The sequence below is a fragment of the Mycobacterium sp. RTGN6 genome (assembly GCF_033804605.1).
Taxonomy (GTDB): Bacteria; Actinomycetota; Actinomycetes; order Mycobacteriales; family Mycobacteriaceae; genus Mycobacterium.
The window spans coordinates 168,850-182,438 of record NZ_JAPZKZ010000011.1 but is presented as its reverse complement, the minus strand read 5'-3'; the positions used below and the strand labels follow the sequence as shown (position 1 = coordinate 182,438).

16 protein-coding genes are annotated in these 13,589 nt (G+C 68.2%); 13 read left to right on the top strand and 3 right to left on the bottom strand.

Features of this window, described 5'->3' with window-relative positions; translation table 11 throughout:
* Positions 1 to 99: 99 nt before the first annotated feature.
* From SLQ33_RS25825 to SLQ33_RS25805, 5 genes are all read left to right on the top strand, one after another.
* Positions 100 to 891 carry an SDR family oxidoreductase gene (locus SLQ33_RS25825; protein WP_319456743.1) on the top strand — a complete coding sequence of 264 codons (792 nt, stop codon included), beginning with the start codon at positions 100 to 102 and terminating at the stop codon, positions 889 to 891.
* Positions 892 to 905: 14 nt separating this feature from the next.
* Positions 906 to 1,982 (top strand): diacylglycerol kinase, encoded by a 1,077-nt coding sequence (locus tag SLQ33_RS25820; RefSeq protein WP_319456742.1) that lies wholly within the window; start codon positions 906 to 908, stop codon positions 1,980 to 1,982.
* A 33-nt stretch (positions 1,983 to 2,015) separates the two neighbouring features.
* Positions 2,016 to 2,324 carry a hypothetical protein gene (locus tag SLQ33_RS25815; RefSeq protein ID WP_319456741.1) on the top strand — a complete coding sequence of 103 codons (309 nt, stop codon included), beginning with the start codon at positions 2,016 to 2,018 and terminating at the stop codon, positions 2,322 to 2,324.
* A 29-nt stretch (positions 2,325 to 2,353) separates the two neighbouring features.
* On the top strand, positions 2,354 to 2,599 hold the full coding sequence (locus SLQ33_RS25810; protein WP_319456740.1) for a hypothetical protein: 246 nt from the start codon (positions 2,354 to 2,356) through the stop codon (positions 2,597 to 2,599).
* Positions 2,600 to 2,737: 138 nt separating this feature from the next.
* Positions 2,738 to 3,928 (top strand): Nramp family divalent metal transporter, encoded by a 1,191-nt coding sequence (locus tag SLQ33_RS25805; protein ID WP_319456838.1) that lies wholly within the window; start codon positions 2,738 to 2,740, stop codon positions 3,926 to 3,928.
* Positions 3,929 to 3,935: 7 nt separating this feature from the next.
* Here SLQ33_RS25805 and SLQ33_RS25800 read toward each other — a convergent pair whose 3' ends face one another.
* Positions 3,936 to 4,346, bottom strand: a complete 411-nt coding sequence (locus SLQ33_RS25800) for a PIN domain nuclease (RefSeq protein ID WP_319456739.1) — start codon at positions 4,344 to 4,346, stop codon at positions 3,936 to 3,938.
* The gene (locus SLQ33_RS25795; RefSeq protein ID WP_319456738.1) at positions 4,337 to 4,564 is read right to left on the bottom strand and encodes a hypothetical protein; all 228 of its coding nucleotides are present in this window, start codon (positions 4,562 to 4,564) and stop codon (positions 4,337 to 4,339) included. The genes SLQ33_RS25800 and SLQ33_RS25795 overlap by 10 nt, the downstream gene beginning before the upstream one ends.
* Positions 4,565 to 4,654: 90 nt before the next feature.
* Here SLQ33_RS25795 and SLQ33_RS25790 point away from each other — a divergent pair, with 90 nt between their 5' ends.
* Positions 4,655 to 5,704, top strand: coding sequence for a poly-gamma-glutamate hydrolase family protein (locus SLQ33_RS25790; protein ID WP_319456737.1), 1,050 nt, complete (start codon positions 4,655 to 4,657; stop codon positions 5,702 to 5,704).
* Here the strand turns inward: SLQ33_RS25790 and SLQ33_RS25785 are convergent, their stop codons facing one another.
* Complete coding sequence (locus SLQ33_RS25785; RefSeq protein ID WP_413467684.1) at positions 5,705 to 7,321, bottom strand: amidohydrolase; 1,617 nt, start codon at positions 7,319 to 7,321, stop codon at positions 5,705 to 5,707.
* 49 nt (positions 7,322 to 7,370) lie between these two features.
* Between SLQ33_RS25785 and SLQ33_RS25780 the strand changes: the two genes are divergently transcribed.
* The 7 genes from SLQ33_RS25780 to SLQ33_RS25750 are packed head-to-tail and all read left to right on the top strand — an operon-like array spanning position 7,371 to position 13,581.
* On the top strand, positions 7,371 to 8,672 hold the full coding sequence (locus SLQ33_RS25780) for an NAD(P)/FAD-dependent oxidoreductase (protein ID WP_319456735.1): 1,302 nt from the start codon (positions 7,371 to 7,373) through the stop codon (positions 8,670 to 8,672).
* Positions 8,666 to 9,409, top strand: a complete 744-nt coding sequence (locus tag SLQ33_RS25775; protein ID WP_319456734.1) for a DUF1365 domain-containing protein — start codon at positions 8,666 to 8,668, stop codon at positions 9,407 to 9,409. Before SLQ33_RS25780 ends, SLQ33_RS25775 begins: the two co-directional genes overlap by 7 nt.
* Positions 9,406 to 10,680, top strand: coding sequence for a class I SAM-dependent methyltransferase (locus tag SLQ33_RS25770; protein WP_319456733.1), 1,275 nt, complete (start codon positions 9,406 to 9,408; stop codon positions 10,678 to 10,680). The genes SLQ33_RS25775 and SLQ33_RS25770 overlap by 4 nt, the downstream gene beginning before the upstream one ends.
* Entirely contained in the window at positions 10,677 to 11,462 is a 786-nt protein-coding gene (locus SLQ33_RS25765; protein WP_319456732.1) for a DUF1295 domain-containing protein, read from the top strand. The genes SLQ33_RS25770 and SLQ33_RS25765 overlap by 4 nt, the downstream gene beginning before the upstream one ends.
* A complete protein-coding gene (locus SLQ33_RS25760; protein ID WP_319456731.1) occupies positions 11,459 to 12,040 on the top strand; it encodes a sigma-70 family RNA polymerase sigma factor in 582 nt (193 codons plus the stop codon). Before SLQ33_RS25765 ends, SLQ33_RS25760 begins: the two co-directional genes overlap by 4 nt.
* Positions 12,037 to 12,750: an anti-sigma factor gene (locus SLQ33_RS25755; RefSeq protein WP_319456730.1), complete on the top strand. Its 714-nt coding sequence runs from the start codon at positions 12,037 to 12,039 to the stop codon at positions 12,748 to 12,750. Before SLQ33_RS25760 ends, SLQ33_RS25755 begins: the two co-directional genes overlap by 4 nt.
* A 9-nt stretch (positions 12,751 to 12,759) precedes the next feature.
* Positions 12,760 to 13,581 (top strand): TIGR03621 family F420-dependent LLM class oxidoreductase, encoded by an 822-nt coding sequence (locus SLQ33_RS25750; protein WP_319456729.1) that lies wholly within the window; start codon positions 12,760 to 12,762, stop codon positions 13,579 to 13,581.
* The last annotated feature ends 8 nt before the right edge of the window (positions 13,582 to 13,589 follow it).

Below are 13,589 nucleotides of genomic sequence, written 5' to 3'. Positions count from 1 at the left end.
AGCGCACGCTCGGCGAGAATTAGAACGTGTTTCAGAAATGCCTCACACCGCGGCGCACACCTTGCTAGCGTGTCGCCCGGCGAGAGAAGAGAGGCACACGTGATTCTGGACAGATTTCGACTCGACGATCGGGTCGCGGTAGTCACCGGCGCAGGGCGCGGGCTCGGTGCGGCGATGGCGTTGGCATTCGCGGAAGCTGGTGCTGACGTGGTGATCGCGGCCCGCACACAGTCCCAGCTGGACGAGGTCGCCGACCAGATCCGGGCCACCGGACGGCGGGCGCACGTCGTCGTCGCAGACCTGGCCCACCCGGAGGACACGGCCAAGCTGGCGGCCGAGGCCGTGGAGGCGTTCGGCAAACTAGACATCGTCGTCAACAACGTCGGCGGCACCATGCCGAACGCGCTGCTGAACACGTCGACCAAGGACCTCCGCGACGCCTTCACGTTCAACGTGACGACGGCGCACGCGCTGACGACGGCGGCCGTTCCACTGATGCTCGAGCACTCCGGCGGCGGCAGCATCATCAACATCACCTCGACCATGGGGCGGGTGGCCGGCCGCGGCTTCGCGGCGTATGGCACGGCCAAGGCGGCGCTGGCGCACTACACGCGACTGTCCGCGCTCGACCTCGCGCCGCGGATCCGCGTCAACGCCATCGCCCCCGGGTCGATCCTGACGTCGGCGCTGGAGATCGTCGCGAGCAACGACGAACTTCGCGACCCCATGGAGAAGGCCACCCCGATGCGCAGGCTCGGCGACCCACTCGACATCGCTGCCGCCGCGGTCTATCTCGCGTCACCCGCGGGCGGCTACCTGACCGGCAAGACCCTCGAGGTCGACGGTGGCATCACCTTCCCGAACCTCGACCTCCCCATCCCCGACCTTTAAAGGACAGCCCACGCATGCCAATCAAAGTCGCCGCGATCGGCACCGGAAACGTCGGTCGGCACGCGCTGACCCAGCTGATCACCGACCCCCGGTTCGAACTGACCGGCGTGTGGGTGTCGTCGGAGTCGAAGGCGGGCAAGGACGCCGGTGAGCTTGCCGGACTTGAGGTTTCGACGGGCGTCACCGCCACCACCGACCTCGACGCCGTGCTGGCCACCAAGCCCCAATGCGCGGTCTACACCGCAATGGCCGACAACCGCCTCGTCGAGGCGCTGGAGGACTACCGGCGCATCCTGGCCGCCGGCGTCAACGTCGTCGGCAGCAGCGCCGTGTTCCTGCAGTACCCGTGGGACACCCTTCCGAAGGAAATGGTCGCCCCCATCGAGGACGCCGCCGAGTCCGGTGGGGCCAGCCTGTTCGTCAACGGCATCGACCCCGGCTTCGCCAACGACCTCCTGCCGCTCGCCCTGGCCGGCACGTGCCAGAGCATCGAGCAGATCCGGTGCATGGAGATCATCAACTACGACACCTACGACAGCGCCACCGTGATGTTCGACGTGATGGGCTTCGGCAAGCCGCTCGACGAGCTCCCGATGCTGCTGCAACCCGGCGTGCTGAGCTTGGCGTGGGGCTCGGTGGTGCGGCAGCTCGCCGCCGGAATGGGGGTCGAACTCGACGAGGTCACCGAGACCTACGTCCGCGAGCCCGCGCCAGAGGACTTCGACATCGCGTCCGGTCACATCGCGAAGGGCACCGCCGCAGCGCTGCGGTTCGAGGTGCGCGGCATGAAGGACGGCAAGGTCGCCGTCGTGCTCGAGCACGTCACCCGGCTGCGCGACGACCTTCGTCCGGACTGGCCTCAGCCTGCTCAGGAGGGCGGTTCGTACCGCATCGAGCTCACCGGAGAACCGTCGTACACCCTCGACCTGTGCCTGAACAGCCCCAACGGCGATCACAACCACGCGGGGCTCGTCGCGACGGCCGCGCGCGTCGTCAACGCGATCCCCGAGGTCGTCGCCGCCCAACCGGGAATCCGTACGACGCTCGACTTGCCACTCGTCACGGGAAAAGGGCTGTACGCTGGGAGTTGACTGTCAATTGACATAGGGACGAAGGGCGCTGCCATGCGGACTCGGTATTTCATCGGAGCGTTCGCAATTGCGGGAGCCGCAGCGGCCCTGATCCTGGCCCCGACCGCGGGGGCGGACCCCGAGTCCAACTTGCCCACCTGTACGACGACCGGCGAGAGCGGCGGGTACACGGGCACCCAGACCACCGAATGCGCGACGCCCGGAAACGTCCAGATCAATGCGACCGCACCCGAGCCCGTCTATCCCTATCCGTGGGACGACGAGTTCTACGGGTCCGCGATGATCATCGGCGGCGGCGGTTACGGCCCACACGGCGGTGGTGGTGGCGGAGGCCACCGGTAGTTCCCTCTGGCCCATAAAGGAGGCCAATGATGTCTAGCCATAGACGTTGGATCGCAATAGTTTTCGCGACGGCTGGCACGGCGGGGACGGTGCTCTTGGCCCCGGTGGCGGCGGCCGCTCCGGAGTGCGTCAACACCGGCCCGAACACCACTCAGTGCTCGACGGCGGGCCACACCCAGATCATCACCAGCCCGCCGCCGATGAACAACGGCCCGTGGGGCTGGCCGTATGGCGGCTTCGGCATCAGCCTCGGCGGCATCGGTATCGGCTGGTAGCTCCTGACGTTAGCCCAGCCTTCGTTGCTCGTTCCCAGAGGTTTCGGCTAACCTAACTTTTCTGTTCGAGGAGTCGGATAGAGAAGGCGGGTTGCTTTGGCCACGGACACGGACACCAAGGTGCCGCTTCGGCCGGGCATGTTGCTGCTCGGACCGGCGTTCGTCGCAGCCATCGCCTACGTCGACCCCGGCAACGTCGCGGCCAACGTCAGCGCGGGCGCACAGTTCGGGTTCCTGCTCGTCTGGGTCATCCTCGTCGCCAACGTGATGGCCGGTCTGGTGCAATACCTGTCGGCGAAGCTCGGCCTGGTGACGGGCCGCTCGCTACCCGAGTCGGTGGCCGACCACACCCGCACTCCCACCCGGATCGCGTACTGGCTGCAGGCCGAATTAGTCGCGATGGCAACAGATCTCGCCGAGGTGGTCGGCGGCGCTATCGCGCTGTACCTGCTCTTCGACCTGCCGCTCCTGGTCGGCGGCGTGATCACCGGCGTGGTATCGCTTCTGTTGCTCGCGATCCAGAATCGCCGCGGTCAACAGGTGTTCGAGCGCGTCATCACGGGCCTGCTGCTCGTCATCGCCGTCGGATTCCTCACCAGCCTTTTCGTCGAGCCGCCCTCACCTGCGGACGTCGCGTCGGGCCTGCTGCCCCGCTTCGACGGCGCCGAGAGCATCCTGCTGGCCACCGCGATGCTCGGCGCCACGGTCATGCCGCACGCGGTGTACCTGCACTCAGGGCTCGCCCGCGATCGCCACGGTCATCCCGAGGCCGGCGCCCCACGCCGCAGGCTGTTGCGGATCACCCGCTACGACGTCGGCATCGCGATGCTGCTGGCCGGCGCGGTGAACCTCGCGATGTTGTTGGTGGCGGCCACCAACCTGCAGGGCATCGAGAACACCGACTCGATCGAGGGTGCGTACGCGGCAGTGCAGAACGCGCTCGGCCCGACGGTGGCGCTGTTCTTCGCGATCGGCCTGCTGGCGTCGGGGCTGGCGTCGTCGTCGGTCGGCGCCTACGCGGGCGCGATGATCATGGGCGGTCTGCTGCGCCGGTCGTATCCGCTGCTGCTGCGCCGGCTCGTCACCCTGATCCCCGCGCTGGTCATTCTGGCAGTCGGCATCGACCCGAGCCGCGCCCTGGTGTTGTCGCAGGTGGTGCTGTCATTCGGCATCCCGTTCGCGCTGATCCCGCTGATCCGGCTGACCGCGAACCGCACGCTGATGGGCGACGACGTGAATCACCGGGTGACGACGGCGCTCGGGTGGCTGGTTGCCGCGATCATTAGTGTGTTGAACGTGGTGTTGATCTATCTGACCGTCACGGGATAGCTCACGTTCAAACGTCGAGCCGCTCGACCGGTTGGCCCGTAATCTGCGCTATCAACTCAAAGTCCTTGTCCAGCGCCAGAATTGTCAACCCGGATAGTTCGGCGGTCGCCGCAACGAGGAGGTCGGGGATGGAGGGCGCGCGATGTTGGCCGCGATCGGCCAGCAGGAGCTGAACCTCGACCGCTCGATCCTCCGCCGCTGGAGTCAGGTATTCCACGGGCATGAGAGCAAGCGGCGGTGCGATTGACTCGCTTCGTGCCTGCGCGCCGGTCCGAAACGAGTAGCCGATTTCAAGTCGGGTAACGGTGCTGATGCGAACCATGCCGCGCTCGATACGTTCCACCCATACCTGCGGCTCATGGGAGTCGGGCAACCGCGTGTACGCCGATTTGTCGATGAGCCACGTGGTTACCGCCACGCACGCTCCATCACCTGCGGATCATCGAGGTCCTTGGCCGCCCCGGCAGCTCGACGAAGATCGTCGATGGTGAGTTGGCCGCTGGCGGCGCTGGTCGACCGTTCGGCTTCAAGCCTGCGGCGCAGATACTCGTTGCGTGATAGCCCGCACGCAGCCGCGTCGGCGTCGATGCGTGCGACGGCGGCTTCGGACAAGCCCCGAATAAGCACATCGGTCATGCGCCCCACCTCCTGATATCACTGCTATCAGTGTATGCCTCTGTCGCCACCTCGCTCACCCAGCACGACCGGTTTGCGATGATTGGCTGAATGCAGGGCTACTTCGCATACGGCTCCAACATCTGCGTCACGCAGATGGCACAACGCTGCCCCGACGCGCTCGACCCGCGCCCCGCCACGCTGGCCGACCACGACTGGCTCATCAATGAACGCGGCGTCGCGACCGTCGAACCGTTCGACGGCGCCCTCGTACACGGCGTGCTGTGGCAAATCACCGATGCGGACCTCGCGACGCTGGACCGCGCCGAGGGCGTGCCCGTGCGCTACCGCCGCGACAGGATCGTGGTGCACACCGACGACGGGCCCACCGAGGCGTGGGTGTACGTCGACCACCGCGTCGAGCCCGGCGCCCCCCGCGCCGGTTACCTCGAGCGGATCATCGCCGCCGCGGGACACCACGGACTGCCGGCCCGCTGGGTGGAGTTCCTCAACCGGTGGGATCCGGTCAACTGGCCACGTCAGCTCGGCGAACCGGATCCGTCGGCGCCACAATCGCTTTCGGAGCTGCTGTCCGATCCGGACGTGACGGAGGCGAGCGTCTTGCGGTCGACGTTCGGCTTCCTCGCCATCCACGGCGGCGGACTCGAGAAGATGACCGACGTCATCGCCGAGCGTGCCGCGGACGCCGCCGACGCCTCGACCTACCTCGTCCGGCACCCACGCGACTATCCGAACCACTTGTCGTCCAGCGCCTTTCGCGCCGAGGAGTCGGATGCGCTTGCGGAGTTCCTCGACCACGTCGAGGTCGTGGTGTCGATACACGGATACGGGCGCATGAACCGGAGCACCCAGTTGCTGGTCGGTGGACGCAATCGCCTGCTGGCCGCGCACCTCGCCCGCCACGTCGTCATCCCCGGGTACGAACTCGTCACCGACGTCGAACGGATTCCCCGCGAACTGCGCGGGCTGCATCCCGCCAACCCGGTGAACCAGCCGCCCGGCGGTGGGGCCCAGTTGGAACTGTCCCCGCGCGTGCGGGGGATCAGTCCGCGCAGCGGCATGGTCGGCGACAACGGGCTGACCCCGGCCACGTCCGCGCTGGTCGCGGGGCTCGCCGCCGCCGCCCGGTCCTGGGCCTGACTACCCGCGCTCGCCCCGCAGGTACGTGCCCCTGACCCGGATGGCTGGTAGTTCCAGCGGCGCCACCGCCCGCGGGTCGCGGTCCAGCCAAACGAGGTCCGCACTCGCGCCAGGGACCAGCCGACCCCAAACCCCCTCGGCGAACGCCTGTTCCGCGACACCCTCGGTGTAGGCGCTCAGCGAGCGTTCGATGGTGACGATCTCCTCGGGCGTCCAACCTCCTTCCGGCTCCCCTTCCTCGGTCTGACGCGAAACCGCGACGGCGATGCCGTCCAGCGGCGCCCCCGAGGACACCGGCCAATCCGAGCCGAACGCGAGCGGGGCGCCCGCGTCGTCGAGCGACCGCATCCGGTACTGCTTGTCGGCGCGCTCCCGGCCGAGCCGGGGAATCGTCAACACCGTCATCAACGCATCCATCTGCGCCCACAACGGCTGCATGCACGCGATGACGCCCAGCGCGGCGAAGCGGGCCAGGTCGGCGTCGTCGACGAGTTGCACGTGGGCGATCACGGGACGACGGTCGCGCGGGCCGTTGCACTCGACTGTGTACTCGATAGCGTCGAGCGCCTGGCGCACCGCGGCGTCACCGATGGCGTGAATGTGGATCTGCAGCCCCAGTTCGTCGACGCGGCGTGCGGCCTCGGCCAGACTCTGGCCCTCCCATACCTGCATGCCGTGACTGTGAAGCCCGGAGCAGTACGGCGCGAGCAGCGCGCCAGTCTCGTTCTCCACGACGCCGTCGGCGAAGAACTTGACGGTCCGGGCGGTCAGGAACGGCGAGCCGAGCGCCTCGACGCGGCGCTTCGCATCGGCGAAATGCGTTAGCTGCGTATCGAAGTGGCGGGGGTCGGCGTAGAGCGCGAGGTTGAACCGGACGCGCAGCGCGTCGAGCCGCGCGGCCTCGAGGTAGGTCTCGACGTCGCCCGGCTCGACCCACGCGTCCTGCACCCACGTGACGCCGCGGGCCAGGTAGTAGTCGGCGGCGGTGCCGAGTGCGGCGATCCGGACGCCTTCGTCGCGCGGCGGCGCGACGGCGGTGACGAGGTCGACCGCGCCCCACTCGCGCAGCGTGCCGAGCACGGAGCCGTCGGCGCGGCGCGGGATCTCCCCCAGCGGCGGATCGGGGGTGTCCGCCGTGATGCCCGCACGCTCCAGCGCGGCGGAGTTGCACCACACCGTGTGGTAGTCCCAGGCCCGCAACATCACCGGCCGATCGGATACGGCCTCGTCGAGCCAGCGCGCGTCGAACAGCCCATCGGGCGCCAGGCTGCCGTCGTAGGACGCGCCGACGATCCACTCCTCGTCGGGATTGTCGTTGGCGAAGCGCCGCACCGCCTCGACGATCTCGTCGACCGACGTGCACGGCCGCACCGCGGGCCCGACGTACTCCAGCCCGCCGGGCAGTGGGTGTGCGTGGCCGTCGCCGAACGACGGCATCAGGAAGCCGCCGTCGAGGTCGACCTCGACCGCTCCGAGGTCGGCGGCCAGCGTGGTCGCGTCCTGCCCGACGGCGGTGATCACACCGTCGGCGACAAGCAGTGCGTCGGTGGTGGGTGCGGAAGCGGCGACCCACACCGTTCCGTTGCGAAACAGGGTGATCGCCACGGTCAGGGACATTACGCGCGGGACCACCCATCCGCCGCCCACGTGGCTCCGAATAGAGGGTGTGGAGCTTAGAGACCTGCCCGGCCGCTCGATCGCCGTCATCGGCAGCGGCGTCGCCGGACTGACCGCCGCCTACGTGCTGTCGGCGCGCAACAGAGTGACCCTGTTCGAGGCCGACACCCGACTCGGCGGTCACGCCCATACGCACTTCGTCGACCGCGGCGACGGAAACATCGTCGGCGTCGACTCCGCCTTCCTGGTCCACAACGACCGCACCTACCCCACGCTCTGCTGGTTGTTCTCCGAACTCGGCATCGCGACGCAGGACACGGACATGTCGATGTCGGTGCGCGACGACGCGATCGCGCTCGAGTACGCCGGGGCCCGCGGCCTTGGTGGACTGTTCCCCGCCCCGTCCAACCTGGCCCGGCCGCGCTACCTGCGAATGCTGCTCGAGGTCAAGCGTTTCCACCGCGTTGCGACCCAGCTGCTCGACGACGAGCGCGACGACCTCGAAACGCTCGGCGCGTTCGTCGCACGGCACGGCTTCTCCGACTACTTCGTGCAACGCTTCCTGACGCCGCTGGTGGCCGCGGTGTGGTCCTGCGCACCCGGTGAGGCCATGCGCTACCCCGCGCGGTACCTGTTCGTCTTCCTGCAACACCACGGCATGCTGTCGGTGTTCGGTTCGCCGACGTGGCGCACCGTGGTCGGTGGGTCGGCGTCCTACGTCGAGGCCATCGCGACCCGAGTGCACGAAATCGTGGCCGGCGTGCCGGTTCGCGCGGTTGCACGGGTACCCGACGGCGTGCTGATCACCACCGGCGACGCCGCGCCACGTCACTTCGACGCGGCCGTCATCGCCACCCACCCCGATCAGGCCCTGCTGATGCTGGCCGCACCCACCGCCGCCGAGCTCGCAGTGCTCGGCGCGATTCCCTACTCGACGAACCATGCGCAGCTGCACACCGACGCCTCGGTGCTACCGCGGCGGTCACGGGCCCGCGCGTCGTGGAACTACCTCGCGACGTCGAGCGCCGACGACGTGCTGGTGACGTACGACATCACCCGGTTGATGCGACTGTCCGGCCCGCGCAGATTCCTGGTCACGCTCGGCGGACGAGAGTGGGTCGACCCCGCGTCCGTCATCGCCGAGATGACGTACAGCCATCCGCTATACACGCCGGAATCGGTTGCCGCTCAACGACTATTGCCGACGCTGGACGACGATCGAGTGGTGTTCGCCGGCGCGTACCACGGCTGGGGCTTCCACGAGGACGGCGCGGCATCGGGGCTGCAGGCCGCCCGGCGGCTCGGCGCGTACTGGCCTGCGGCTTCCGAGCGGGAGCCGGTCCCATGCTGACGCCCGCCATCTACCGGACACGGATCACGCATCTGCGGCGCGCACCCGTCCACCACTACTTCGAGCAGCGCGGCTACTGCTGGTACGTCGACCTCGACAACCTGCCGCGGCTGCCGCGCTGGTTGCGCCCGTTCGCGAGGTTCGATGCCCGCGACCACTTCTCGGTACCTGCCGAACCCGATCAGTCGCTGCGCCAACGCGTCGACGCCTTCCTGACCGAGCGCGGCATCAGCCTGCCGGGCGGCACCGTCACCGCCCTGCTGCAGGCCCGGGTGCTTGGCTACGTCTTCAACCCGTTGAGCATCTTCTGGTGCCACGACGCCGACGGGGTGCTGCGTCACGTCGTCGCCGAGGTGCACAACACGTACGGCGGCCGCCACGCATACCTGTTGCCGCCCACCGGCGATCAGCCCGCCGCGGTCAAGAAGAAGCTCTACGTCTCGCCCTTCAACGAGGTCGAGGGGTACTACCTGGTGTGTGCGCCGCGTCCCGCCGAGGAACTCGACGTGACGATCTCGTTGCATCGGGAGGACGAGCCGGCGTTCGTTGCGACGTTGCGTGGCACCCGGCGGCGCGCCTCGGTGGGGCAACTCCTACGTCTTCAGCTGGTGGCCCCGGTGGCACCGTTGATGGGCGCCTTCTGGATTCGCGTGCAGGGCATCACGTTGTGGGCACGTCGGGTGCCGCTGGTTCCGCGGCAATCCGTCGTCGAGCGGGAGAGGGTCGATCAACTGTGACCATCCAAACCACCAAAAGCAGTTCTGCGGCAACCGATCCGCGGCGCTGGACGGCCGTCGCGCGGGTGCCACGTGGACCCGTCAGCGTGGCCGCCGGCCGCATCGCCGACGCACTGCTCCGCCGCGCCGTCGCCCGCCTGCCAATCCGGCTGGAGTACCCGGACGGTCTGGTGATCGGGGCCGCCGATCCGACGCTGCCGACCATGGTGATCCATCAGCCCACTGCGCTGGCGCGGCGCGTCGGCCGGTACGGGCTCATCGGTTTCGGCGAGTCCTACATGGCGGGTGAGTGGGAGTCCACCGACCTGGCCGGCGTGATGACGGCGTTCGCCACCTCCGTCGCCGACCTGATTCCGCGTGCACTGCAACGGCTCCGGCCGCTCGCCGTGGTGCGCCACCCCCGCACGATGTACAACAGCCTGACGCAGGCGCGGGACAACGTCGCCCAACACTACGACTTGTCGAACGACTTGTTCGCCGAGTTCCTCGACGACACCATGACCTACTCGAGTGCGCTGTTCGAGACGTCGCGACCCAGCTGGGACGACCTGGCCGAGGGGCAGCACCGCAAGATCGACCGGCTGCTCGACTCGGCCCGGGTGGGCCCAGGCAGTCGCGTGCTCGAAATCGGAACGGGCTGGGGCGAGTTGTGCATTCGGGCGGCGGCGCGCGGCGCGCACGTCCACTCGATCACGCTGTCGGCCGAACAGCAGCGCATGGCGCAGCAGCGCGTCGCCGACGCCGGGCTGTCCGATCGCGTGGTGATCGAACTCAAGGACTACCGTGAGGTCGATGGACGCTACGACGCGCTGGTGTCGGTCGAGATGATCGAAGCCGTCGGATACCGGTTCTGGCCCAAGTACTTCCATACGCTCGACCGACTGGTGTCGCCGGGCGGGCGCGTCGCGATCCAGGCGATCACCATGCCGCACGACCGCATGCTGGTGTCCCGCAACACCTATACCTGGATCCAGAAGTACATCTTCCCCGGCGGGCTGATTCCGTCGGTGGAGGCCGTCGTCGGCATCACCGAGCGCGAGACCCGCCTGCGCACGGTTGGCATGGTCTCGCTGCGCCCGCACTACGCCGAGACGCTGCGGTTGTGGCGGGAACGCTTCCTGGCCCGCCGGGATGCGGTGTCGGCGTTGGGCTTCGACGGCGTCTTCCACCGGATGTGGGAGCTCTACCTGGCGTATTCGGAGGCCGGGTTCCGGTGCGGCTATCTCGACGTCTATCAGTGGACGTTTGCGCCGACGGGTAGCGACCTATGAACTTCGTCGTCGTTTCGGCTGGGGCGCTGGCGATCCTGGTGCTCGTGTATGGCGCCACCTTCCTGATCGGCCGGCGCATCGGCCGCTACAACGTCGTCGACACCGCGTGGGGCGTCAGCTTCGTGGCCGTCGCAGCGGTCGCGGCCGTGCTCGGCACCGGCGACGTGTTCCGCAGGCTGCTGCTACTCGCGCTCGTCGCGGTGTGGGGACTTCGGCTGGCCTGGCACATGATCGGCAAGTCCGCGGGCAAGGGTGAGGACCCTCGGTACGAGGCGCTGTTGAAGGGCGACTTCTCGGCCGTCAACGTGCTGCGCAAGATCTTCTTGATCCAGGCCGTCGCCACGTGGTTCATCTCGCTGCCGCTGCAGTTGTCGGCGACGCTCGGGCCGACGCCGACCGGACTGCTTCCGGTGCTCGGCGTTGGCGTCGCGGTGTGGGTGGTGGGGGTGCTCTTCGAAGCGGTCGGCGACCACCAGTTGCGCACGTTCAAGTTCGACCCCGCAAACAAGGGCGTCATCATGGACCGCGGTTTGTGGGCATGGACGCGTCACCCCAACTACTTCGGCGACGCGGCCGTGTGGTGGGGGCTCTGGCTGGTCACCATCGCCGGTTGGGTGTCGCTGTCGACGGTGTTGTCGCCGGTGCTGATGACGTACTTCCTGGTGTACGCGACGGGCGCCCGACTCACCGAGAGAATCATGCGCGACCGCCCCGGATTTGTCGAATACTGTTCGCGGACATCATTTTTCGTTCCGCTTCCGCCTAGATCGCGAATACCGTGACGACGCTCGCATCCGCCGCTAGGCTACCGGGAGTGACGGCCGACCTCGACGCATTGCTGCGCCGGGTGGCGCAGCGCGACGTCGACGCCTTCGCTGCCTTCTACGACGACACCCGTGCCAGAGTGTTCGGGCTAGTCACCCGCGTGCTGCGCGACCCCGGGTACAGCGAGGAGACCACGCAGGACGTCTACCTGCAGGTATGGCGCAACGCAGGCAATTACGATCCAGCAGCCGGGTCGCCCATGGCCTGGTTGATGACACTGGCGCACCGCAGGGCCGTTGACCGGGTGCGCTCGGAACAGGCCGCCAGCGAGCGCGAATCACGCTACGGCGCCGCCAACGTCGACCCACCGGCCGACCGCGTCGCCGAAGCCGTGATCCAACTCGACGAGCAGCGTCAGGTCACCGAATGTCTCGGCTCGCTCACCGACGCGCAGCGCGAAGCCATCCAGCTGGCCTATTACGAAGGACTGACCTACTCGCAAGTGTCGGAACGATTGTCGGCAAACCTCGCGACGATCAAGTCCCGGATGCGCGATGCACTCCGCGGACTGCGCAAATGCCTGGGGGTCTCGTGACCGAGCCAACGAACCCCGACCTCATGACCTTCGCGACGCCCTACGCGTTGCACGCGGTGTCGCAGGCGGAGTACGACGACATCGAACGGCAGCTGGCCGACGCGCCGGAGCTCGTCGCGCGGGCCTTCACCGACGAGGTGCGTGCCGTGCGCGAGACCATGGCGGTGGTGTCCACCGCGACGGCCGTCGAACCGCCGGATCAGTTGCGCGACCGGCTACTTGCGGCCATCGACGCCCACGGTCCGGTGCGCCGCACTCCCCAACGGCGCGACTGGCGCAACATCGTGATGGCGGCCGCGGCCGCGCTCGTCGTCGGACTGGTCGTCGTCGGCATCGGATGGTCCATTCGTCCGACCGCGAATCCGACTATGGCAGAACAGATCTTCGCCGCGCCCGACGTACGCACGGTGTCGGGTGCGATCCCGAGCGGCGGCACCGCAACCGTCATGTTCTCGCGGGATCGCAACGCAGCCATGTTGGTGATGAACAACGTCGCACCGCCGCAGCCGGGCACGGTCTATCAGATGTGGCTCGTCGACGCGAAGGGCGCGCGTTCGGCGGGCACCATGGACGCCGCGGCCGTCGCCCCGTCGACCACGGCGATGCTCCCCGACCTCGGGGACTCCGAGACGCTGGCGTTCACCGTCGAACCTGGCGGCGGATCGAGCCAACCCACCACCCCGATCTTCGCGCAGCTGCCGCTGACTTAGGCTCGGAGCGTGGCCAAGGAATTCCGCTTCGGAGTAGGTCTGCAAGCTGCGCGGCGCGCACAATCCGTCCAAGACTGGGCGCAACGCATGGAGGGCCTGGGGTACGACGTCGTCAACATGGCCGACCACCTCTACACCACGGCGCCGTTCCCGATGATGACGGCGCTCGCCCTTGGCACGGAGAAGCTGAGGGTCGGCACGTTCGTGCTCAACGCCGGCTTCTACCGGCCGGCGCTGCTAGCCCGCGACGTCACCTCGCTGCGCGACCTGTCTGGAGGACGGCTCGATCTCGGACTCGGCGCTGGCTACGTCAAGGAGGAGTTCGAGCAGGCCGAACTGCCCTACCCCACCGCCGGTCAGCGCGTCGCGTGGCTGGGGCACGTCATCGAGCACATGAACGAGCACGTGCCCGACGTTCCGATCCTCGTCGCCGGAAACGGCGACAAACTGTTGACGATCGCCGCGCAACGCGCCGACATCATCGGGCTCACCGGCGGCGCCCCGATCACCGCGGACTCCGACCCGCTGGCCGACCGCATCGCATTCGTGCGGGCCGCGGCCGGCGACCGATTCGAGTCATTGGAACTCAACATCGCCGTGACGTCGATGCCGACCGACGATTCGGGACTGCCCGATCTGTCGCTCACGCGTCGGTTCCTGCCCGAGTTCTCCGACGAGGAGTTGCTGCGCACGCCGGCAGTCCTGTCCGGGTCGGTGACCGACATGGCCGACCGTGTCCGTGAGCTCCGCGACTCCTACGGCGTCACGTACATCACCGTGCAGCAGCAGCACGCCGAGGTGTTCGCCAAGGTCATTGCGGAACTCCGCTGAACCGCTTG